Origin of the sequence: Paenibacillus sp. RC73, from assembly GCF_044908085.1 — a bacterium.
GTDB lineage: Bacteria > Bacillota > Bacilli > Paenibacillales > Paenibacillaceae > Paenibacillus > Paenibacillus terrae_A.
In genome coordinates this window covers 628,732-653,289 of sequence record NZ_JBIYCV010000003.1, presented here as the reverse complement: position 1 = coordinate 653,289, position 24,558 = coordinate 628,732, and the positions used below count along the sequence as shown (strand labels likewise).

Here is a 24,558-nt window from a genome sequence, read left to right as displayed (position 1 = left end):
AGGCCTTCCAAGGCAGCCTGTTTGTATCTCGCATACAAGCAGGCTGTTTCCTTTTGGTCAAAACATGGCTGCAAAAGGTCATCTTCTGCGCTTTCAAAAAAAAGACACCGGATTATTCCGGTATCCATATTTTTGCAAAATCAAGCACTACCGGTTTATGAGCGCCACCGGATGTGGATGTCACCACTGCATAGCCTGTCGGTATTTTGTATATGAGTCCTGTGTCATATCGGATGCCGAAGGAATTGTCTTCCTTGTAATGGGTAGTGGTTTCCCAAACCTTCGCACCGTTTCCTTTCAAGCCAGTGATGGTGATCCCATGCATCTTCGTGGTGCTTCCCAGCGGATCATATCGGTCACTAAACCGAACGTACACCTGCTCCTCCGGCAGATATACCCGGTCAGTCGGATAATCCTCTGTATCACCGAACAATTGCAGTCCGTTGCTCAAAATCTGTGTACGCTTGCTGTTCCCTTTAAGCCCTGTCACGGCAATATGGCCGCCAGGCAACTCGCGTACTTCTGCAATGTCTTTACCAGAGCCCAGGTCAAAATTGATGTTACGGATTTCCCGTCCGTACACATCTGCCTGTACTCCTACCGGGCCATGAGGACTGTTCATAAGTGCATAATATCCATCGTGATTGCCAACCAACCAACCCGAAGTCACCCCGTCCTTCGTTCGATTCCACAGCTCCTCACCAGCTTCTGAGTATTTGAGTACGGTAAATGCTTGCTCATCCCGGTTCAGAGAGGATACAAGAAATCCGCCGTCCGCAAGCGGTTCCAAACCTATAAGAGAGTTTTGTCCATGGGATGCCAAGCCATCCGTTTGTAATGTTCTGGACCACACGGCATTCCCGTCCACATTCAACCGTGAAGCCTGTAACTCCCGTATCCCATCCGGCTTCGTGTAGTCAATAAGCAACAGCGAGCCACCATCCGACGTCTCCCGCTGGACTCCCCTACTGCTTGCACCAGACTGCACGTTCAGATCCAGCTCATGCTTCCACACACCCTCCAGCGAGCTGTCCAGCTTACCGTACGTGACATGCGCCACGCTTGCCTCAGTGTTGTCTTCGATGTTCAGTACCAGAAATCCACCATTCGCTGCGGGCTGAATATAATTGTGTGGGTTCCCTTCATCCTCAAAGCTTCCAATCGCTGCGCTTGTTTCAATCTCAGCTTGCTTGGGCACGGCCGCTTCGGACACCTCGGATGCATAAGACGGAATAGCGCTAAACCCCATGACCAATGTCGCTAAAGCAACTCCTGCTGTCCATGAATAAACACGTGTTCGTAGAAACCCGTTTCGCGTTCCCTTCAAACGTTCCAGCTCCCTTCATGACTTTACCTCAGAGATGTTTTTAAAAACCTTAGATGTGATAAGACTACAAACGGTTTCGCTTCAACTTGTAATGGTTGTCACGTGGGCACGGAACTTCATGCGATGCTATACAATCATGAGTTATATATTTACCTCTTCAAGCCCGAGCCCAAACATTTGAAACTCCAAAATGGAGACTGCTCAGAGACTTTCTACCGATGAATATACGTATAGATTTATTATTCCAGCGCTTGGTAAACTATGTGTCACATGCTTTAACGCAAGATTTGGATAAAAGTTCTCTTTTTTTACAAAATAAAGCCCCACCAAGGCAAAGGAATGAATACGCTAATTCGTATTCTGCCTTCATACCTGTGTGGGGCTTACAAAACTTACATTAAATGACGTCTACAGATCGGCTGTCTGAAGCGCCTGGCTGCGCTGTGTATCCCGTTCAAGGATCGGCTTCAAATACCGTCCTGTATAGGATTCTTCGACCTTCACGAGCTGCTCAGGTGTTCCAGTAGCCAAAATCGTTCCACCGCCGCTACCGCCTTCCGGTCCCAAATCAATCAGATAATCGGCTGTTTTAATCACATCCAGATTATGCTCGATGACCAGTACTGTTTCTCCCGAATCGACCAAACGATGCAGCACCGTCAGCAATCGGTCAATATCGTGAACATGCAGACCCGTTGTCGGCTCGTCCAAAATGTAAATCGTCTTACCCGTGCTGCGACGATACAGTTCGGAAGCCAGCTTCACGCGCTGCGCTTCGCCCCCGGACAAGGTAGTCGCAGGCTGTCCCAGCTTGATATATCCCAAACCTACATCCAGCAGCGTCTGAATCTTGCGATGAATCTTCGGAATATTTTCAAAAAACTCTGTCGCATCCTCTACCGTCATCTCCAGCACATCGGCAATACTTTTACTTTTGTACTTCACTTCAAGAGTTTCCCGATTATAGCGTTTACCCTTGCATACTTCACACGGAACGTATACATCCGGCAGAAAGTGCATTTCAATCTTGATAATGCCGTCGCCCTTGCAAGCCTCGCAGCGACCACCCTTAATGTTAAAGCTAAAGCGACCTTTTTGGTAGCCTCGGACCTTGGCCTCATTTGTTTTTGAAAATAAATCACGAATATCATCAAATACCCCGGTATAGGTTGCAGGATTTGAACGCGGCGTGCGGCCGATCGGAGACTGATCAATCTCAACGACCTTATCGATATTTTCAAGCCCGCGAATTTCCTTATGTTGACCTGGACGCACTCTGGCCCGGTTCAGATCGCGCGCCAGAGTTTTGTATAGAATTTCGTTGACCAGCGTTGACTTCCCAGAACCGGATACGCCAGTAACAGCCGTGAAAACACCTAACGGGATTTTAACATTCAAATTTTTGAGATTGTTCTCCTTGGCCCCGCGGACCTCCAGCCACTTATCCGTAGGCTTGCGCCGTTCGGTATTGACCGGAATGAACTTGCGTCCGCTCAAATATTGCCCGGTTAAGGAATTCGGGTCTTCCATGACTTCCTGCGGAGTCCCCTGTGACATGATCATTCCGCCGTGGATTCCGGCCCCCGGACCGATATCAATAATATAATCGGCCGCCATCATCGTATCTTCGTCATGCTCCACCACAATCAGCGTATTCCCGAGATTCCGCATATGCTCCAATGCACTAATCAGGCGGTCATTATCCCGCTGATGCAACCCGATGCTTGGCTCGTCCAAAATATACAGTACACCCATCAGGCTGGAACCGATCTGTGTCGCCAACCGGATACGTTGTGCCTCACCACCGGATAACGTGCCCGCTGCACGACTTAAGGTCAGGTACTCCAATCCAACATTAACGAGAAATCCCAAACGACTGTTAATTTCCTTAAAAATGAGATTGGCAATGGACTGTTCCTTCTCACTCAACACCAGCGTTTTGAAAAATTGAGACGCTTCGCCGATGGACAAATCAGTTACATAGGCAATGTTACGCTCCTGAATAGTCACCGCCAGAGTTTCTTTCTTCAAACGGTGTCCCTTACAGGTGTTACACGGCTTTGCGCTCATAAATCCTTCAATAAATTCACGGATACCGTCAGAAGCTGTGTCACGATAACGACGCTCCAGATTCGGGATAATTCCCTCGAAGGTCACGTAGGCTTCCTTGCGTTGTCCAAAATCATTTTCATAACGGAATCGGATCTTCTGGTCACCCGTTCCATTTAATATGGTGTTCATCTGTTCCGTGGTCAGCTGGCTGACAGGAATGTTCTGTGGAATACTATAATGCTCGCATACGGACTGCAAAAATTGCGGATAATAGGTGGAAGTTCCTCCACTCCACGCCTGAAATGCTCCATCTTCTACACTTTTCTCTGGATCAGGAATGAGCAGGTCGGGGTCGACCACCATTTTAACGCCCAATCCGTCACAATCCGGGCAAGCACCGAACGGACTGTTAAAAGAAAACATCCGTGGCGACAGCTCGTCTATACTGAAACCACAGATCGGGCAGGCAAAATTAGAACTGAAGCGCAGCTCTTCTTGTCCCATCATGTCCACCAGCAACTGACCTCCTGAAAGGTTCAATGCTGTCTCAATAGAGTCGGACAGACGTGTACGCACATCCTCCTTCACTACGATCCGGTCTACAACCACTTCAATGGAATGCTTCTTGTTTTTCTCCAGCTCGATCTTTTCGGACAATTCACGCAGTTCACCATTGACACGCACCCGTACAAAGCCTTGCTTGGCAATATCCGCGAATAGCGTTTTATGCTCACCTTTGCGTCCCGAAACCAATGGGGCCAAAATCTGCAGCCTTGTCTTTTCAGGGTATTGCAAAATGCGGTCCACCATTTGTTCAACCGTTTGTGATGTAATTTCAATGCCATGTTCAGGACAATGAGGGTGACCAATTCGGGCAAACAACAGCCGCAAATAGTCATAAATCTCTGTAACCGTACCGACAGTAGAACGCGGATTACGGCTCGTAGTCTTTTGGTCAATGGAAATCGCAGGAGACAGTCCGTCAATGGAATCCACGTCCGGCTTCTCCATCTGTCCCAGGAACTGACGCGCATACGCAGATAAAGACTCCACATAACGCCGCTGTCCTTCTGCATAGATCGTATCGAAAGCCAGTGACGATTTACCTGAGCCACTTAGCCCCGTGAGAACGACAAATTTGTCCCTTGGGATAGTCACGTCAATATTTTTGAGATTATGCGCCCTTGCGCCTTTGATGATGATGCTTTCATTCGCCAAATGTTTCATCTCCTTAGCCATAGTTCACGTCATGCTATACTGCAATGGAATACCCCATGCAAGTGATATATCGCAAAGAGAACGACCGCATGGGCCGCCCTCTCTATTTTCAAAAGCAATCATCCATTTCATTTTCAATGTGTTCGCGCTACTAGCCGCCCCTGAAAGCTTAGTCAGCCCGTAGCTCCAACAAAGCGTCACGCAACTCGGCAGCCCGTTCGAACTGAAGATTCTTGGCGGCATCCTTCATCTCCGCTTCCAAACGCTGAATCAGCGACTGACGCTCCTTCTTGGAAAGTTTACCTGTCTCGCCAGGAAGGTAATCATTACGTGCCTCGGCCACCTTGGTCGCTTCAATGACATCACGAATCTTTTTACGAATCGTTTGCGGGGTAATGCCATGGTCTTCATTATACTGAATTTGAATCGCACGGCGGCGTTCGGTTTCTTTTATCGCTTTATCCATAGAATCCGTAATTTTGTCACCGTACATAATAACACGACCATCGCTATTCCGTGCTGCCCGTCCAATGGTTTGAATGAGCGAACGTTCGGAACGCAGGAAACCTTCCTTGTCCGCATCCAAAATCGTCACCAGTGATACTTCTGGCAAATCCAGTCCTTCCCGCAACAGGTTGATCCCAATCAGTACATCAAAGGTACCCAAGCGGAGGTCCCGTAAAATCGCCATCCGCTCCAGTGTCTTAATGTCTGAATGCATATACCGGACCTTGATACCCACTTCTTTTAAATAGTCGGTCAGATCCTCAGACATCTTCTTGGTAAGCGTGGTGACCAGTACCCGCTCCTCACGCTCCATACGAAGCCGTATCTCGCTAATGAGATCGTCGATCTGTCCCTTGCTTGGACGAACCTCGATGATGGGATCAAGCAGGCCTGTAGGTCGGATGATCTGTTGTACAGTCGTTTCGCATTTCTCCAGCTCATAGGGGCCTGGTGTAGCTGATACGTAGACGATCTGACTCACCTTGTCCTCGAACTCTTCAAACTTCAGCGGGCGGTTATCCAACGCAGATGGCAGACGGAAACCATGGTCCACCAGTACATTCTTACGCGCCTGGTCACCATTATACATCGCCCGAATCTGCGGCAACGTAACATGAGACTCATCAATCACGATCAGCATATCATCCGGAAAATAATCCATCAACGTATACGGTGTCGCCCCCCGCTCGCGGAATGTCAGTGGACCTGAGTAGTTCTCGACGCCGGAACAAAAACCAACCTCTTTCATCATCTCGATATCATAGCGGGTACGTTGCTCCAAACGTTGTGCCTCCAGCAGCTTCCCTTGTTCCTTCAGCTCCACTAACCGCTCTTCAAGCTCACGTTCAATGTTGACCAGTGCTATCTTCATCGTATCCTCATGAGTAACGAAGTGAGATGCAGGGAAAATGGCAATATGATCACGTTCACCGATCAATTCACCCGTAAGCACATTAATCTCGGTGATCCGTTCAATTTCATCCCCGAACAGTTCTACCCGTATAGCGTGTTCCCCATGGGAAGCCGGGAATATTTCAACAACATCCCCCCGTACACGGAAAGTACCCCGCACGAAGTTGATATCGTTCCGCTGATATTGAATATCGACCAAGCGGGACAAAATCTGATTGCGGGGTTTCTCCATGCCGACTCTAAGCGAGAGCAGCAGGCTTGAATATTCTTTCGGGGAACCCAGACCATAAATGCAGGAGACACTCGCTACAATAATAACGTCACGACGCTCAAACAGAGAGCTTGTGGCTGAGTGGCGAAGTTTATCAATCTCCTCGTTGATGCTGGAATCCTTCTCAATATACGTATCGGAAGACGGAATGTATGCTTCCGGTTGGTAGTAATCATAGTAACTGACAAAATAATCGACTGAGTTATTCGGAAAAAAATCCTTAAACTCACTCGCCAGTTGGGCAGCCAAAGTCTTGTTATGCGCAATAACCAGAGTAGGCCGATTCAATTTGGCAATCGTCTGTGCGATGGTAAACGTCTTACCCGTTCCCGTAGCACCCAACAGTGTTTGATGCTTTTTTCCTTTTGTAATCCCCTCTACCAGTTCAAGAATGGCATGAGGCTGATCGCCTTGAGGTTGGAATTCCGACTGAATTTCAAAAGTCTTATCGCTAACAACGATATCACTCATTGCCCTGCATCACCCTTATCGTCTAAAATGGAAACATCATGTTTCTACAACAGTCGAGCTGAAACGTCTTTACCTGTAAACCTATGTCGATATTTCCCGAGCAATGATACTTGGGAAATATGGTTGGATAGGAATGTTTGTTCCCGTATTATACCTCTTTCTTTCCTTGGATGCAAACGATAAGTCTTGAATAGGAGTGAATTAAATTTTGGATATCACCATCGTGTTGGGCATCATCGCCGGAATCATAGCATTAATCGGTGGCTTCTTATGGGAAGGCGGACAATTTACAGGGCTGCTTCAGGGTACATCGGCTCTGATTGTGTTTGGCGGAACGCTCGCAGCAGTTGTTATCAGCTATCCCGCCTCCAAGCTGAAAACCATACCAGCTGCCCTTCGGATGGCGTTTAGCCGTGAAAACGACCTCTCCGAGCAATATATTGAAGATTTGGTTTCCATGGCAGCCACCTCACGCCGATCCGGAGTGCTTGCGCTGGAGCGTATTTCCTCAGAGCATCCGAATGCATTTCTGCGCGAAGGTCTTCAACTGGTCATTGACGGAACCGAGCAGGAACAAATTAAACAAATTCTGGAACTCGAGTTAGATACCATTGAGCATAAGTACGAAGGATATGCCAAAATATTTGAATCCGCAGGCGGCTATGCCCCTACGATGGGGATTATCGGTACTGTGATGGGCCTGATCCATGTACTCGGCAGCCTGACCGAGCCGACAGCGCTTGGACCGTCCATTGCTGTCGCTTTTATCGCCACACTATACGGCGTTGCCAGCGCCAATCTGATTTTCCTGCCCATCGCATCCAAGATCAGAGCATGCAGCGAAAGTGAAATGGTCACGATGGATTTACTGCTGCAAGGCATTCTCGCCATTCAAAACGGAGAGAATCCGAAGCTTGTACGCAAAAAACTGGAGTTCTTTATCCGTTCAGAGCAAAATCTGGAGTCTAAGCCGCCTCGTCGCTCACGTTCAGAGGACGCTGCTCCAAAGGAGGACTTCCATGAGAGCGCGCGCTAAGCGCCGCCAACATCAAGGAGGCGGAGACCATCGTGACCGCTGGATGATTACCTATGCCGATCTAATCACACTGCTGCTCATTTTTTTCGTTGTGATGTACGCTATGAGCAGCCTGGATGCGAAAAAATACGATGTCGTTGTTCAATCCCTACAGGATACGTTCCATAAAGGCGATTCTATTTTGGAGCAAGGTTCAGGCATTACAGGTACGGCGGATCGATACACAAGCAAGAATCCGCCCACAACCAAGCAACCTTCATCCGATAACAAAGCAGCCGGACCGACCAAACTGACCGAACGCGAGCAGGCATTTCGCAAGCAGGAAAAAGAACTGCAAAATCTGATGAGCGTCATTGAGCAATATATTTCGGATAATAAGTTGCAAGGTCAGATTTTCGTATCCGATCAGCCACGTGGTATTGTCATCACCCTGAACGACCGCTTTTTATTCGATCAGGGCAGGGCTGCACTCAAGCAAGGCTCTGCAAACACGTTATCCAAGCTGGCCAGTCTGTTCCGGGATTTGAAAACGCCGATCAGCATCGAGGGCCATACGGACAATATTCCGTTCACACGCTCTTCGAACGCTTCGACCTACAAGGACAACTGGGAGCTTTCCGGGGCACGGGCGCTATCCGTGCTTCGATTCTTTCTAGACAGAGAAGGATTATCTCCTACAGAATTTCAATACGCAGGTTATGCCGATACACGACCGGTTGGCGATAATACCACCGAGGCCGGACGACAAAAAAACCGCCGTGTCGAAATTACCGTACTGCGCCAGCTTCAACAGTAAATGCCAAAAACCTCCTCAGTCACACTCAACGTGAACCGGGAGGTTTTTGTATACATTTTATAGTTCTACATGGCTTCCGCTCTGATGACGCAGAACAATAAACCGTACGAACAGCGTTGTATAGAGCGGCGTACGAGAGATGAGGGAGGTTATTTTGTTTAAGTCTATATTCCCACTATGTATTAGAAGCCAAGGTGAAGTTAGATAAAGCCTGGTCATGATGCTGGAAAATCAATAAGATAAGGCAAACTCGTGTTGCTTCTCTCGCACTGGTGAAGTTGTGGAGATGCTCTGCTTGTGATAGCTATATTTCCAATCGCTGTACAAATTAAGGAGCCGATCCAACTCCATAGACTTGGTCAACACCTGTCGATCCTTCAATCCCACCTCTTTCGCCAAATCATTTAACTCCTTACGCTTTTCTTCGATGCAATCCTCCAATTCTTTCAATTTCACATCAACAAACCTCCTGTTTGGTATGGTATTTACAGTTAGTTTACAAGCTGATACCTTCCCTACAGGTTAATAATATAATAAAACCCATTTCATCCCTTTAACGGAATAAATCAAAGAAGCCAATCCCTAGGGATTGACCTGGAGAGTGTGGATTCTACTAATGTCCATTTCCATGCCCAAACGTGCTATAGTTCCCATTTCCATGCCCAAATGTATTCACAACAATATTATCTAAATTCCCAAAATTAATTAGACTTAGTGCCAACAAGGAGAGCATCGTTAATTTTTTCATCATCTAATATCTCCTCCATTATAGTTTCATAATTTGTTTTGTGCTGAGATGTGGAGTTTTTTCTAAACTTTTCAAACAAAGCAACACATTCTACAAATTTCGTTTTGTTATTAATATTTTTGTAAAATTTCAGACTTTCTAAAATACAATCTAGGCCTTGATAGATTTTATCATTACTAAAATAGTAAATTGCCAGTTTGTAATGTAGATCAGCATATCTGTCTACAGTTGGCGCTAACTGATAATATCCACTATCCAGAGAAAAACTATCATTGAAGCCTTTGATTTCATCCGAGAAATCGAAAAGGATAGTATCAATGCAGAAATTATGTTTAATAGCAGATTCTACGATAGTAAGCAAACCAGGCAATACTTCAAGGGGATTTGCCTTAAGAAAATTAACATACAAAGGTAAACTACCCTTTTCACCCATTAGAACCTTTAAATTAAGTTTATTTGCTTCTGCCCATAATTTGAGGAGTTCTACTTCTTCTAACCCTAGTTCATCTAGTCCTTCAAACCAACTTAAATCAGCATAGCCTTCAATATACTCCATTGCTTTTTCATACATTCCCTGTAGTTCCAAAGCGTTGCCTTTGAGTAAATAACCTTGACCATAGTAAACAACGAGCGGTCTTTCAGTCTCTAACAGTCTAAATTTACCTACATTTTTTCGCTTCTGAATTTCATTTTTATATACAATTGTCGCTAGATTTCGTAGTTCGTCAGCGTATCTCTCGACCTCTTTCCATTGGTGGAGACTAAAGTAAATATTGGCTAACTTCAATAAAGCATCTAAATGATAATTTTCAGGTAAACGATTACGGTAGGGAATGAATCTCAATACTGATTCCAAATTCCTCTCCAAATCTTGACCTATTGAAGCTACAAACAATTTATAGTGACTGATGGCCAACCTCTCGGAATGTTGGTACTTCTCATTTTCGATTACACATTCATAGAAAGGAACTGCTTCTTGCAGCTTCCCTTCCTCATACAGTTCCTCTGCCAAAGCAAAGATCGTTGGAATGTGGTTAAGATCTTCCATTAACCGTGAAAGCACCTTCTCCACGCACCGCAGATTGCCCACCTCAACACAACGAATCAGGAATGGTTTAACCCTTTTCCAATGAGGTCTTCCATCGTAAAAGCATTCATCTACGTATAGGTCATACAACCAGTCCTCTGGATAGTTAAGCGCTTTAGTAATCAAATCCATTTGTCTTACAGAGATAGGTTTAGGCGGATTTCCGTTAAGCATAGCACTAAATATGCCCCGATTAAGACCCGTAGCTTGTCCAAAACTATTAAAAGTGTATCCACCAAGTTTTAATTCTTTCTCAATTTCCGAACGAATCGTGGTTGCATTTTCCAATAAAAACACCCCCCGGCGTATTCAGATGATTTTAAAAAATCACCCTCCTCGACAAACAATTACAATATACTAGAAATTATATGAATAAACTGGATGATGGTCAACCCCTTTTTTTTACACCGTTTTAATATATATTGGAATTTAATGTGTGTTTAATAGTCTTTACAAGAACTTAATATTATACTATTTAGGCAATACAATTACCTCCACGCTTGATCTACCTTTGTCTACACTCATACTATAGGAGTGTGGATGTCTATGGAAACAACAAAACTCATAGGAGCGAAAATCCGCCAATTTCGGACGTTGCGTGGTATTACACAAGAACAACTGGCGGAAGCATCCGATTCAACAGGCTCCTATATCGGCAAATTGGAGCGCGGTGAGGTCAATGTACAGATTAAAACTTTGGAGAAAATAGCCGAAGCGCTGGAAACAAACGTATTTGCATTTTTTGACTTCAACCCATATGAAGAACTCAAAAGTCAGCCCTGGATATGGGAATGTGTTCATTTACTCTCCCAGCAGAATGAAGCCGATCAAAATAAGGCATATCGGATATTGAAGGAACTGTTCACCTCTTCAGAAAGCGGGCTTACAGCAAGTAACCCCGATGAGTCCAGCGAATAACGAAAAAAATTTATTTTTTTCCCGATTGGTCATGAACATAATATTTCAAAAGGGCTATGTTACTCTACCTTAGTAGTAGGTTACATAGCCCTTTTATGTTCTAAGAAGTCATCTGCTTAATGTTACACTTCACTTCTTTAATCACTTTTTCATATTCTGTCTGCTGTTCATGTGTCGAATGATCCTTATATTTCTCAAACAATAGCGTAATGGACTTGATATAGTAAGCCTTATCGTTTAACTGTGAGGATGCTTTGAGACTATTCAACATACTGTCTATTGCCTCAAAGTAGCTCCCTTTATTAAAATAGTAGCGACTAAGCTCAAGAAAAAAGCGAGAATAGGTTACCAGATTGTAATTTGTATGATAGTAAGAAATATTTGTACGCAAGTCCCTAAATTCATTAATATTTTCAGCAAAAAGGAGCAGAATATCGTCTATGGAGTGATTGTAATTATTAGCCGATTCCATAATGGTCAATAACCCATGTAATATTTCCTGAGGATTATTCCTAATAAGTTCAACATAGGCGGGTAATCTAGTCATATCTCCAATTAGAATTTCTAAATTCAAACGGTTTGCTTTAGCCCACATTTTAAATTTCCGCGCCTCTAGTATTCCAAGCTCATCTAGCCAGTCACAGTCAATTAAATCTTCATAAAAAGGGATGAATCCCATAGCTTTTTCGTATAGCCCTTGTTTTTCAAGCATGTTCCCTTGCATTAAATATGCTTGACCATAATACACGATTAGATGTCTTTCCGTGTTTAGAGATTTTACTTCACGTTTTTTTATTCTTGCTTGAACTTGCTGCTGATAAACATTTGTGGCAAGTACCTCAAGTTCTTTTGCGTATTGTATAGATGTCTCACAGTCATAATCTTGAAAGTATACATTTGCCAGCTTTAATAAAGCATCCAGTTGATGATTCTCAGGTAAATTCTTACGAAAAGGAGCGAATTTAATAGCCAGTTGGCAATTATTCTCCAGATCTTTGCTTAAAGAGTAAGAAAATAACCTATACTGACTAATCGCTAGCCGCTCCGAATGGTAATATCTTTCGTTCTCTACTACACACTCATAAAAGGGGACAGATTCCTTTTCCTTTACTGCCGAGTGTAGTTCTTCTGCAAACTGAAATATGGTCGGCACATAGGACAAATCCTCTGTTAGCCTCGACAATACCTTTTGAATGAAGTCCTGTCTTCCTAGCTCCACACAACGCAACAGAAACGGCTTAATCCGCTTCCAGTGCCCTTTTCCTTCGTAAAAGCATTCATCTATGTACAACTCATATAGCCAACCGTCAGGATACCCCAGCGCCTGAGTAATCAGATCCATCTGTCGAACGGAGATCGGCTTGGGTGGGTTGCTGTTAAGCATGGCACTGAATGTGCCACGGTTAATACCGGAGATTTTACTAAAACTGCTAAATGTATAGCCCCTTTGCTTCAATTCTGTCTCTATCTTTGAGCGGATCGTAGGTGTATGTTCCATGCTAATCCTCCTCAATAAGTTTTAGACATATTATCAGTGATACTTTATATGTAAACCCTATCCTTTAGGTAATTCATTTCAATACAAAATCACGTAAATAGTGAAATATATGGTCTATATAGTCACTTTAATTTATGATGCCTTAGAAAGAAGTCTTTTTTTAACGATTCCCGTGATAATTGAAAAGTTTAATGAAGTACATAACGTTTAAATCCTTCATCCAATATAAATTGAATCTGTGGATCGGCTATAGTTAGTTGGACAGATAAAAAGAAGTTAAGTAGCATGAAAGCAATAACGAAACGAAGGAGCCAAAAGCTGGAGATAAAAAAAGAACCGGCAGAGGACGCTTCCCTGAAAAAATAAAAATACGTTCCTGGGGAAATTAAACTTCCCCAGGAACGCGTATGGAGCTAATTACTTTTTCTTCTGAGATACTTGGATGCTGCTGCTGCAACAATCACAAATACCACTATGGAAAAATAAGGATATGAATCGGAGCTACCGGCATTGTTAAAAGCTTTGATAAGCGCATACAATGCCACCAATCCAATGAGACCAACAACGAATTGGGCACTTCTTCGTGCTGGCTGCTTTGAACGCTTAAATATGAACAGGACAGCAGCAACGCCCAAAAGAGCATAAACCATCAGAAAAGCAGTGACATAAAAAGTTGGGTTCATAATCATCCATTCCTTCTTTTACAGAATATAAAATATTATAGTAAAAATAAGGTGTTTAGCGAAAATTTTAGTTAGAATTAACTGTATAATAAGTAGCTGGCAACCAATGCAGATTAAGCGTAGTACCGCGTGAACCGTTATAGTTGTCTAAGCTTGAAGCAAGCAAGTCTGTTCCTAAAGATACCAACGCAGCTGCGGCACTGGCACTTATGCTGTCATTGGTAAGCAGGCGCAATGTTCGCTCCTTTATGGAATCCATAATGAAGAAGCCTCAAATAAAATTGATTGTTTCTATGCCGAATGGAGTCAGATAGAATAGTGGAATATCTTTCATTGAAATATTATATAGTACTCTATCAGTTTAAATCATGTGATTTTACGAGGTTCTTGGGCGTAATTGAGTCCATCTAGTAGGGTTATTTACGGTTGCCGCTCCACACTGTACCCTTGGACTAACTTCAATCCAAGGCTCATCATATCCTAAATTTGCATGGTATTGTACATTTACTTTACTTGATATATCAAAATCTGTTGGATTCCCTGAGTTTGTTCCAGTACTAGATGGCCCCCAAACATAAACATCATTATATTCATAGGCATACTCGATAACCCCATCGCAACGTATATCTGTGATTTCATCAACATGGACGTAGGATGATGAGCGATGATCGTCATGCATAAGTTGCGCTTGAGCAGTATAAGAAATGTCTGGATCGGCGGTCATTGCAGCAACTGTGCTTACAATATAACCTCTTTTCGAATCTGTTATAGAAGGATTGGTATAAAATCCATAGAATGTTTTACCAGATTTAAAGCTATTAAAATCACTCAATACAACCCCACTGGCAATGCCCCTAATTTCATAAACCACACCACTATTTCCGCGTACGCCACCATGGTCACTTCCAAAAGTAAGCCATCCCCCCTCTCTATATCCTGCATCACCTCTATCTGCCGCGTGAGTGTAACTAGCTCCTACTAAAACTAATAGTGGAAGTAGTATAGCTATCAGTACTTTTTTATTTAGAAGCGAAATATTATGCATCATTATTTCCCCTCCCACTTCTTGGTATTAAACTCATCAATAAGATTTTCCGGTATAATCGTCTCTAAAGCGTGTTCTGCTGATTTGATAACCTCTGAGTTTTTGGAATTTTTATGGATTTCTTTTATGTCAGGGTACACTTCTCCATAATTGATAATTTCTGATGCTTTTAAAGCTGTTATGGTTTTATCATCAGATTGGCTCTTCAACATGGATGAAATGGTGTTCAAATTTCTTAGTAAGGAGTACTTACCAATTTCCTCTGCATTGCCCTTAAACTTCCCCTGATGCTGTACAACTAGATTTACTGCTTCCTCACCACCAGAAACACCAAGCGCGTATATTGTACTTCCAAAAACTTGCTCATCCTTAGTTTCATTAAGAATTTTCTTCACAACTTCCGTATAATTTTCTAGCTCTCCGGCTTTTGCAGCGCTTGTAACCAAAGTGCGAAGTAAAGGATCATTCGCGTTCTCACTTTTGCCTAAAGAAGATAAGACCCCTTTAAAATTAGGATCGTTTAACCTCCGCATAGCTGTAATTGCGGCGGACCTTACTTGAACAGATTCATTAGAATCATCAAATATTGCTTTCAAATTAATAGACTTTTCTTCAGCACTTAATGCAGCATCTTTTTGTGGCTCCAGTTGCAATAAAGCATATCTTCGAAGATTTTCGTCCTCACTCTTATTTTCTACAACGGTTTTAATCTTCTCGAGACTTCTTTTATCCAATTTGTTACCATTAGCCAGTATATCTATAATAAACGCTCTTAATTTTGAATTATACTCTTGGTCAGTTACGATATCTGAGACTCCAGCAGGCACTTTTCCCTGCCATTGTTTTTTTAAATAGGGTAAAATGGATTCTGCATATTTTTCAAAATTTGGCTCGTCGTAAATTGAAAGCTCGCCGAGTGTTTCAAATAACTCGTTACCATTTAATGTTTTCAAATATTCAGTTTGTTTTACCCGGCTATCCGAGTCACCATACACTGATAAGTTGACTGTTAGAGCGTTATTCATTGATTTCAATACTTCGACATGATCTAAATCTTTAAGCGACGATATGGTTGGTTTAACAAAGCCTGTCGAATCTTTTGAGGCAGCATTTAATGCTAGAGCAGCAGGTACTACAGAGGAAATTAAGAGAATGGTAGTCCCGATTGTTACAACCGTCTTATTTATTTTCATCACTTGACCTTCTTTCATGTTTAATGAATATTAGCTCATACTATCCAAGAAGTAAGTGTATACTTAGTTGTATTATTTTTTTGCAACTACGACGACTATATGTTATGTTAACTGTAAATATTTGTTTGGAGGTATGGTCAATGAAATCATTTCGCTTTTGGTTGGTCCTAATCTCAATTTTAGTAATTATTGTAAACATTTCAGGATACGACGACTACAATATACTATTGGCTATTATTAGTCCGTTGGTTTGGATTTACGAATCATTTCGATTTGTACGAGAAGCAGATATTTCAATAGTAGTTGTATACTTGACTACACTAGGTTTCTGGTATCTTGTTGGTTTGGTTTTGGATCGTCTAATAAAAAAAACAAGATAATTTATTCCAAAATGCGACACTACCTTATGTCCTTTGAGCATGAGGTACACAACAGATCAGCCCCTCTATAAAACTATTTCAATACCTACGAACTCCTTTCAAACAAGTAGTTTTAACTCCTTTGTTAAAATGCGAGTCGCTTTTAGCAAGTTCCTTCTGATAGTCGTCCCTTCATCCACTAAGCCAGTTGCTATCAATCATGCACGGTTATTCATCTTAAAGGCCTATCCTCCTTCCCACCAACTCTAAAGAAATTATAATTCTTGATGTGTTACAAGAACGATGAAAATAAACAAATCATCTCTTTTTTTACAAAATAATCAATAAAAAAGACCAATCCCTTAAGATTGGCCTAGTCTAATTGCATATGATCTTGAAGACTCTCCATAGAAACTGGTGGCTTAGACCAAGAGAAGAACGTAATGCCCCCCCCTCTCTTGGCAAATAATCGGTTGATTCACATGTTGCCGTATAACGGACGCTTGTCTTAATTAGCTGTCGGTTCGGTTCCCCAAACAAGTACGCCATTATGATACAACGTAGCTTTCGTATGATCAGCATATGAAGTTTGCGTGCCTTTATACGAGTAATCGTCACCTTCATTATAGTTCGACCAGTCTGTTTTATGAATACGGGTTTGAATTTCGCCCGAGCTTCCTCCAGGTGCTAACACGCCTGCATTCGAGTTGAAGCTGACTTCCAAATAATAATCAGCCCCTGTTACAGCTTTATCCATTTTAACCAGCTTACCATTCAGCTTCGAGCAGCTCAGCACGGCATAGTCGCAGTTAAATGTCTGCGCGCGGTCGCCGTCAATCGTGTAGTAGTAGCGAATTTTCAACTCGTTGATCGGTACGGAGGTTGTACCTTTGTTTAAAATTTGGAAATGTGGCTTCAAGTTATTGTCGTTCACATTTGTATCCGCTGCGCGATACTGGAGCAACAGTCCCTTTGTCGGCTGCTGAACATCCGCTTTCGGCGCTGCGCTAGCCGTGTTCGAAACCGTTTGTCCTGCATCGTTCTTCGCTACGACTTGGTAGTAGTACGTCGTGTCTGCCGTTACGGCTGTGTCGGTGTAGCTGCTTCCGTATACATCGCTCGCTACTGTGGCGAACGCGCCGTTTTCAGCCGTCGAACGCTTCACTTCATAGCTTACCGCCTTCGCCGATGCTGTCCAGCTCAGCTTTACTTTCGCCGTTTCGCCCGCTGCGTTCAGCGTGAAGCTGCCCGGTACTGACGGCTGTTCGGTAATGCCATACGTTTTTAAGTTAGTCGGGAGCTTTTCAAGCGTAATGACGTTCGGATGATTATACACTTTTTTCAAATGCTCAAGACTGTTTTGTTTGCCATCTCTCAAGAAATCCCCATACCATGTAGCGAACCAGCTCCAATGGGCTTGATACGCCTTCATCAGATCAGGATCCGGGATAGGTCCGTTTTCGCTCATGGCAACTAATTTTTTGTCCTTGCCCAATGTAACAAGGTCTTCATATTTTGCAATTTGCGGACTGTAGTCGCCTGCTTGCGGATAAGAGTCAAAGCTCAAAATATCCACATACTCGTCTCCCGGATACCAATCCGGAGCAACAGAATTCCATACCCAAATCAGATTGTTCAATTTGTGCTTATTAGTCAAACGGTCGTGCATCAAAATATACAATTTTTTAACAGGCTCAGGACCTTTGGAGCCCCACCAGAACCATTTGCCTTCCGCTTCGTGCAAAGGACGGAACAGGACAGGAACTTTCGCATCCTGCAACTTCTTCAATTGCCCTGCAATCACATCGATGTCGCGAATAAGCAATTTATAATCTTCGGACTCTGGATTATTCATCGCATATTCTATATCGAATGTGGTCGAGTCGGCATAGAAGCCTCTCCACCATTCTTTTCCCGGCGTATCGATAAGATCTTTCGGCGCGTTCCAGTGCCATGCAAAGGTAACAATGCCCCCTTGCTTATCCCATTCAATCGCCTTTTCCGTCTCTGTGGAACTAAGACCGTGTTCCGCTCTGCTTGGTGAATAGTCAATCAGGTCAAGCGCCGCAATAGCCGGCTTTTTACCTACATTTGCTTGAAGCCAATCAATTTCGGGCATATCCTCTTGACCGGAAAGCATATTCTTCCCGTATTGATCAACCAGGTAGTTCATCAATGCTTTTGCTTCTACCGTCGCATTCGGATTGATGAGCGTTTTGGTTACCGCATGCGGTGGACGGTCAGCAGCAGGCTCCAGCTTGACGTAGTCGATATCGTACCAGCCCCAGCCTGTTTCAAAACCGATCGTATTCGCTCCTGCATTCAACAGAACCTTACCACCGGTAGTTTCTTTAAAATCAGCCGATTTCCAAAGTACCAGCTCGCCAGACGCTTTGCCGTTTAAAGAGAAATTCGTGCGTTTGTCATCATAAGGAGAACGGTAGCCGATTGCAAGATTGTACAAGCCTGCCGTTGGAGCCTGGATCGTCATCGTAAGAGAATCCCCTGCATTGTGGAAATTAGTTACGTAACCAGTACCGGAGAAGCCGGTCCCGCTGGATTCCACAATTGTTCCCTTCAGCGTGCCATCTTCGGCTTCATAGCGAACAGGACCGTCTACAGGCGTCCTCGGAACCGCTTTCAAGACATTGGATTCGCTCGTTCCCGCATTTGTTTTTGCGGTTACTTTGTAATAGTAAGAAGTGCCGTTCGTTACGTTAGTATCCGTATAAGACGTTTCGATCAAGTTGGATGCTACAGCAGTAAAAGGACCGTTTTCATACGTTGCCCGCTGTACACTGTAACCTACAACTCCGCTGGAAGCGTCCCAGGACAAATCGACTTTCCCATCGCCAGCCTCAGCTCTCAGCGCAAAGCTTTCAGGACCTTCCCCAGGTGGTACAGACGTATCATTGCCGACAGTCAACACGATGTGATAAGCCGTCAAAGGCGGTACTGTATAGGTAAAGCGGTTGCCTGAAATTTGCGTAATTGGCGCTGCTTCCTTAATTTGCGAGCTATTTTTGTCGAAGCCCCATACTTTACCGGAACCGTAAGTCGTCTCGCCGGAAAGATCGAATTGGGCGTCGAATGCACTGTCCATGCTTTTATTCATGACAACGAGGTGCAGTTCTTTGTAGGATGCATCCGTTACGGAAGCATGCACCGAGCTATTGACAATATCCGACGTTTGCACATTAACGCTGATATCACCGAAAGTAGAGCTTTTTCCGTCATAATTGCGGTAAAGCTTGTAAGCGGCACTAACGTAGTTGTTGGCACCATCCTTTAACTTCCAGTAGTTTGCCATATAAACATCGTTTTTGCCCAAGATGCCCAGCACATCGGTCATAGCGATACCGCCGGAAATATCATTTTCGCCGCCATAGCTATACTCGGTCAAAGCCAGCTTGGTTCCCGGGTAATACTTATCCACCGACTGCTTCAATCGAGGCAGTAAAGGCAAGAATTCGCTGTTCCATTGAGCGATCCAGCTATCTTCCTTGTAGGTCGGATCCCACAAAGTACGAGGCGCCTGCATTCTGGCTTTCTTCGTTTCGTCGTTGCCTACCTCATTCGTAATTCGTATGCCTCCGCCCATCGCTTCGGGATACCAGTGTACATCGAAAACATCCAGCAATCTCTTGCCTTCGGCTTGCGAGCTGAGACGCATTTGATCCAGGTAATAGTCCACGAACCAGCTGTAGTTTCCTTTTACAGAGTTCCAATCAGGTGCAGTTTGAAGATCTTTATAGGCGCCAAAACCGTAAAGAACCGGCCCAAAAATTTCCGCACCCGCGTCAACCGCTTTGACTGCTTTGGATAAACTTACCGACCGGTCTACCAACTCTTTCGCTCCGACTTTTTCACCATGAATGCGCGGATGCGTATGCGACCAGAGAGCTGGTTCATTGTCAAGCGCATATCCTTTCACACCCGTCTTTGTTGAAGCAGCGCCGTACTTTTTCACTAAAAAGTTGACGAATTCATCCGCATAAACCTGATTGTCATTCAGATCAGGCTGCAGTTGAAACGGCGCATTTTTGGCGTTTACGACCTGATTCCAACGAGCGGAAGGAGCCTTTTCGCTTTCCTGCACACTTCCATTTCCATCCTTGGCCACATAACCGGCCATCGGCAGCGTAACTAAAGAATAAGTGCCTAGCTTCAGCGATTGATCATGAAACAAAGTCGTCACCGCCCCCGGCTTTTCACATTCAGCTTTTGTCAGACCGCCATTGTCGCATAAATAGTTATCGCTGGATTGCTCCCAATCGCTTCCTGCATTGGACATATTGTTTTCCCAGTTATATCCGGTCATTCGATTGCCACCAAGTCGTCTGGCAGTCAGATTCTCATCGCCTGCCAACTCCTGATTCGTACCGTAAATATAAGGGCTAATAGGCTTACGATCCTTGGATGTATCAACTTTAATGGTAACGGTCTTTGCCGTTTGACCGTGAACTACAGTTGGACCCGGTAGAGCCCCCCCTACTATAATCGTGCATGCCATGACGACAGGCAGCCATTTGGAACGTTTGAACCAAATACTACTACTATTTTCCACCTTCATGCCGCTTTCCTCCTTTAAGTTTGAAAAGAGCGGCACCCATACGAGTGCCGCTCCGTCAGGCTTTAAGGCTACTGACCCCAAACGAGTTTATCGTTCTGGTACAGCGTCACCTTACTCTAATCTGCAAATTAATTTTTTTTGTAGGATCGTAGGAGTATTCATCTGCCACATTGTAGCTCGTCCACTCGTTTTTGTTGATAAGCGCTTGAATTTCGCCAGTCGAAGCTCCAAGTATCCGGTTGACTACACTCTCCTCTCCGTCCGAAATCCAGAATTGGCCCAGATCTTCAAGTGTTGCAACAGCCGTATTCACACCGCACATGATGGGTTTGCCGTTTGCATCAAGGTAATACCGTTACCGGCTTCTTGTTGACAAATGTGTAATAGTACAGCTCTGCTATACGTTCTACCGACCAAGCCTGCATATCGAACTATTTGTTGGACGGAGGTCCATATACATAGATTATTCCATATAGCCATATAGTAGAACATGAATTCGCCGCTTGGACATTTGCTGTAACCGCCGTTCCAACTGTTCGTTGCGCCGCCGATCAGCCGTCAGCCGAAGACAGCCATATATAAAACTCAAGCTGGCGTTTCGGGGACGTATCCCTTTCAGTCTTGCTTGCCTGTTGCCGATTAAATAACCATAAAGCTTGGGGTATCGAAAAAGCCCCTTAGCCAAGGGACTTTTTTATTTTGCGGATTGCAAATCTCTATATCTGCTCCCAAATAGGGGCAGTACCTGGAACGAAGGGCATGGAGAACGGGCTGAAGGGCGGGCTATCATATTGCTTTATGTAGTCTTTATCATCTCAGTAGACACGGAGCCTGATAAACCATTCCTCATGGAAAATTAATACGCCGTCCAGTCGCCACCGGCGGCGATCACGACCCCGTTTATGAAACGGGAATCTTCAGACGCAATAGTTTTTCAATATTTTCATCATTCTTCTTCAATCTATTCAGAAACTCTTGTTGATTCACACCCATCTCCCCTACCGTACCTTGTCCTTTTGAATAAGCTCATAATAGATGCGTGCAGGCTCTGATTCTCCAGTGGATAAAATATATTCTGCCAAGGGGGCGCACAGCTTTTGAAGATAGAAGGAGTATAGCAGCTCCGCCGTGTCAAAATGAATTTTCAACACCCGTTTCATCAATCCTTCAAATTTGGGGTAATCCAGTTCTTCCGGGGTGATGTCAAACGGGTATTCGGGAAAGGTTTTTTTCTGGATTTCGATGAATTGCTCCCTAAGCTTTGGTTGGTTGCCTGATCGCGCGGCTGAGAAATTCATCATAAAAAACGATATAAAATCTGTCTCACGATCACTTAATTCATAATACTCACACCAACGCATGAACATCAGCGGTTTTACCATATATAAATCCCCTTTTAACGAAGTTCAGATTAATCGTTGAATCACACAAAATCTAACAGGTTCCAGCATATGTAATATATAGGTTAAGTCCCATTTTAAAATATGATTCCTTAAACAAATTTTGCATTTTAACATATCCCTCCTATCTTACATCTCCGTAAATAGCCTACAAAGAACGCTCAACAAAAAAGACCTTTTCAACATCTTAATGACGCTGACCAGGTCTTCTCATGGAAATCCGTATCTTCACATTCGTGTTTATTCTAATCCTCTACATAGCTAACCGATTACAGACTGCAAGTGAAAACATAGGCGGGCGGGACGTTGTAATGTACCTTTTTGATCTGGATGTCGCCAAAGAAGGTACGAAAAAAATTGTGTTTTACCTTACTATACTGGAACGTAATAAATTTGCCCTCCTGACCCAGTACTTCGGCCGTTTGTCCCAAAATCAGGCTGGATAAGGCGGCAGGCAAGCTGGTAAAAGGGAGTCCTGATACGATGTAATCCACTTTCGAGACATGATACTGTTTCATATACCGGGCTACATGCTCGGCCGATCCATGAATGACGTGTACTTGCTCCAAGTGTCCGTACTTGCTTTGCAATGTTTTGTAAAACGATTCATTGGCCTCAATCACTAGCAGTAGCGTATCCGGGCGCTTGTTCTTAATCAGTTCTTGCGTAAACACACCGGTACCTGCACCATACTCAATGATGCACGATGCTTGGTCAAAGTAGATTGGTGTGGTAATTTGCTTGGCCAACTGTTTTGAGCTTGGTATAACAGCGCCTACGCTGCGTGGATGCCTGATGTACTCTCGAATAAAGTGAATCGCATTCATCTTTCCCTCTCCTTGCTTAACACACTTGATAGGCATTCGGTTCATCAAGGTATCGCATTACACATTCATTGTATATCGATCAGAATAGTCATTTCAAGCAGGCTACAGTCTGAATAAAAGAAAGAGGACAGCCTTATTCGAAACTAGTCAAATAAAACTGCCCTCTCGCTGTGCCATCTATTTTTCTATCGTGTCCAAACTTGGACTCTCCGTCTTGGATGCCTGTCCACCTTTGCGCCGCCGTGCGCCCAAGCGCATGGCAACAATCCGATAGATTGAGGCAGGGCGTATGGATACGGCCCAGTTCGCGTCCGCATCCGGTGCAAGCACGACTCCCAACTGGTGGTGATCACCATCGTACATACCGCGCTGCACAAACTTGCTCTCACCTTGAAGGTTACGTACCTCCAGCTTGCAAAAAGCAGAGTTGATCCGCAAGGCTTGGTGCAATTCGTTGCGGCTGTTCACGACGACGCTGTTGACGCGGTAAATGGCCTCGCCGGGCAGAATACCCATCGCCGTCGCCGGACTGTCCGGCAGCACAGCCAGCACACGCAGCCCTTGCTCCGGATGAACAAACATAGGGCTGAGACGGCTCTCTTCCATGTTGCCGTACCAGATCAGCGCCTCATGGGCCAGGAAGGAGAACAACACTGCCACCAGCGTCAGCGGACTCCACCACGCCGCCAGCAGGCTCAGCAGGAGCAAGGCTCCACTGTAGAGAAGCAGGCGGTTGGACGTTAGCACCGCCTTCTGGCGTGGCAACTGGCCTAACGTCACGCTGCTGAAGCCCATAAGAACAGGCAAGGCTGCCAGCATATATCCGGTTCCATCACCAAACAGCGGCGTCCACGGAAGCGCAAAACCTCCCTGAACAGGAACCAGAAGCAACAACGGAATGGGCCAGAGGTCTTCCATCCGGTAGCCTCCGACCAGCCTTCCCCGCTTGCCCTCCACGAACAGTGGTGTTGCGGCCTTTCCTCCCTGCCAGCGAACCAGTAGCGCCTCAGCCACATGCAGCACAGCAACCAGTACCAGCAACGCAGGAATATCCAATCCACGGATGGCTGCCACCGATGTTCCAAGCGTTCCCACAGGCTGCCAGCCCTCTGCCACGTTCAGAGCAAACTGGGCTACACCCAGCAGGCCCACCGAATAGGCCAGGCACAGGTAACGCACGCGCACCAGCATAAGCAGCAATGTGGTCACCCACAGGCATACGATGGAGGCCGTGGTCAGATGCACACTTACGAACATTCCCAGAGCAGACAGGGCCAGCCCCGCAATTAGACCACTCCAGACCACACGCCACGTCTCCCCCGGCCAATTATGCAGCCTGGTATGAAAGAGCTTGCGCTCCAGCAGCATTTGCCGACGATAGCCAAGCGCGACAATGAGTATCGAGATATAGTAAAACGGCTGCAAAAGCAGGTACAAGCAAGCATTTAGAACGCTCCATCCCCATTGTAAAGCCCATTCCAAGTTCATTCACACTCCTTATGCCCCTGGCCCGCTGTTCAGCGGATCACGTACATTTCATATCCATTTATTCTATATGAAATTGCCAACGTAGGGAAGACAATCCGGCAGACTGCAAATAAATCCCAAAATAAAAGGAGGCTGTTTCCAGCCCCCTT

Annotated in this window: 18 protein-coding genes; 3 read left to right on the top strand and 15 right to left on the bottom strand. The window is 44.7% G+C overall.

Going from position 1 to position 24,558, the window contains the following annotated elements:
• Positions 1-112: 112 nt before the first annotated feature.
• The 3 genes from ABH897_RS09795 to uvrB all read right to left on the bottom strand — a co-directional run bounded on the left by ABH897_RS09795 (position 113) and on the right by uvrB (position 6,758).
• Positions 113-1,327, bottom strand: coding sequence for a hypothetical protein (locus tag ABH897_RS09795; protein WP_404591720.1), 1,215 nt, complete (start codon positions 1,325-1,327; stop codon positions 113-115).
• A 408-nt stretch (positions 1,328-1,735) separates the two neighbouring features.
• Complete coding sequence (uvrA, locus tag ABH897_RS09790) at positions 1,736-4,597, bottom strand: excinuclease ABC subunit UvrA (protein ID WP_404591718.1); 2,862 nt, start codon at positions 4,595-4,597, stop codon at positions 1,736-1,738.
• Between the two features lie 169 nt (positions 4,598-4,766).
• Positions 4,767-6,758, bottom strand: coding sequence for an excinuclease ABC subunit UvrB (uvrB, locus tag ABH897_RS09785; protein WP_404580881.1), 1,992 nt, complete (start codon positions 6,756-6,758; stop codon positions 4,767-4,769).
• Between the two features lie 208 nt (positions 6,759-6,966).
• On the opposite strand from uvrB, the gene ABH897_RS09780 reads away from it, so the two are divergent.
• Both ABH897_RS09780 and ABH897_RS09775 read left to right on the top strand, forming a co-directional pair.
• Entirely contained in the window at positions 6,967-7,794 is an 828-nt protein-coding gene (locus tag ABH897_RS09780; RefSeq protein WP_404519474.1) for a flagellar motor protein, read from the top strand.
• Positions 7,778-8,590: a flagellar motor protein MotB gene (locus ABH897_RS09775; protein WP_404519473.1), complete on the top strand. Its 813-nt coding sequence runs from the start codon at positions 7,778-7,780 to the stop codon at positions 8,588-8,590. Before ABH897_RS09780 ends, ABH897_RS09775 begins: the two co-directional genes overlap by 17 nt.
• Positions 8,591-8,821: 231 nt before the next feature.
• Here ABH897_RS09775 and ABH897_RS09770 read toward each other — a convergent pair whose 3' ends face one another.
• Both ABH897_RS09770 and ABH897_RS09765 read right to left on the bottom strand, forming a co-directional pair.
• A complete protein-coding gene (locus ABH897_RS09770) occupies positions 8,822-9,046 on the bottom strand; it encodes an aspartyl-phosphate phosphatase Spo0E family protein (protein ID WP_283653504.1) in 225 nt (74 codons plus the stop codon).
• Positions 9,047-9,291: 245 nt separating this feature from the next.
• Positions 9,292-10,713: a DNA-binding protein gene (locus ABH897_RS09765; protein WP_404591716.1), complete on the bottom strand. Its 1,422-nt coding sequence runs from the start codon at positions 10,711-10,713 to the stop codon at positions 9,292-9,294.
• A 258-nt stretch (positions 10,714-10,971) separates the two neighbouring features.
• Here ABH897_RS09765 and ABH897_RS09760 point away from each other — a divergent pair, with 258 nt between their 5' ends.
• Complete coding sequence (locus ABH897_RS09760) at positions 10,972-11,343, top strand: helix-turn-helix domain-containing protein (RefSeq protein WP_404591714.1); 372 nt, start codon at positions 10,972-10,974, stop codon at positions 11,341-11,343.
• A 100-nt stretch (positions 11,344-11,443) separates the two neighbouring features.
• Here ABH897_RS09760 and ABH897_RS09755 read toward each other — a convergent pair whose 3' ends face one another.
• The 10 genes from ABH897_RS09755 to ABH897_RS09710 form a co-directional block, all read right to left on the bottom strand.
• Positions 11,444-12,841, bottom strand: a complete 1,398-nt coding sequence (locus tag ABH897_RS09755; RefSeq protein WP_404591712.1) for a helix-turn-helix domain-containing protein — start codon at positions 12,839-12,841, stop codon at positions 11,444-11,446.
• Between the two features lie 413 nt (positions 12,842-13,254).
• Complete coding sequence (locus ABH897_RS09750; RefSeq protein ID WP_404591710.1) at positions 13,255-13,524, bottom strand: hypothetical protein; 270 nt, start codon at positions 13,522-13,524, stop codon at positions 13,255-13,257.
• Positions 13,525-13,900: 376 nt separating this feature from the next.
• On the bottom strand, positions 13,901-14,572 hold the full coding sequence (locus tag ABH897_RS09745; RefSeq protein WP_404591708.1) for a hypothetical protein: 672 nt from the start codon (positions 14,570-14,572) through the stop codon (positions 13,901-13,903).
• Positions 14,572-15,780 (bottom strand): hypothetical protein, encoded by a 1,209-nt coding sequence (locus ABH897_RS09740; protein ID WP_404591706.1) that lies wholly within the window; start codon positions 15,778-15,780, stop codon positions 14,572-14,574. Before ABH897_RS09740 ends, ABH897_RS09745 begins: the two co-directional genes overlap by 1 nt.
• Before the next feature lie 849 nt (positions 15,781-16,629).
• Entirely contained in the window at positions 16,630-20,694 is a 4,065-nt protein-coding gene (locus ABH897_RS09735) for a glycosyl hydrolase (protein WP_404591704.1), read from the bottom strand.
• Between the two features lie 106 nt (positions 20,695-20,800).
• Positions 20,801-21,016, bottom strand: a complete 216-nt coding sequence (locus ABH897_RS09730; RefSeq protein WP_283653513.1) for a hypothetical protein — start codon at positions 21,014-21,016, stop codon at positions 20,801-20,803.
• Between the two features lie 141 nt (positions 21,017-21,157).
• Positions 21,158-21,283, bottom strand: coding sequence for a hypothetical protein (locus tag ABH897_RS09725; RefSeq protein WP_404529631.1), 126 nt, complete (start codon positions 21,281-21,283; stop codon positions 21,158-21,160).
• Positions 21,284-21,692: 409 nt separating this feature from the next.
• Positions 21,693-22,076 (bottom strand): hypothetical protein, encoded by a 384-nt coding sequence (locus tag ABH897_RS09720; protein WP_044646910.1) that lies wholly within the window; start codon positions 22,074-22,076, stop codon positions 21,693-21,695.
• Positions 22,077-22,363: 287 nt separating this feature from the next.
• The gene (locus ABH897_RS09715) at positions 22,364-22,921 is read right to left on the bottom strand and encodes a class I SAM-dependent methyltransferase (RefSeq protein WP_283653514.1); all 558 of its coding nucleotides are present in this window, start codon (positions 22,919-22,921) and stop codon (positions 22,364-22,366) included.
• 177 nt (positions 22,922-23,098) lie between these two features.
• Positions 23,099-24,409 (bottom strand): serine protease, encoded by a 1,311-nt coding sequence (locus ABH897_RS09710; RefSeq protein WP_404591702.1) that lies wholly within the window; start codon positions 24,407-24,409, stop codon positions 23,099-23,101.
• Positions 24,410-24,558 lie beyond the last annotated feature (149 nt).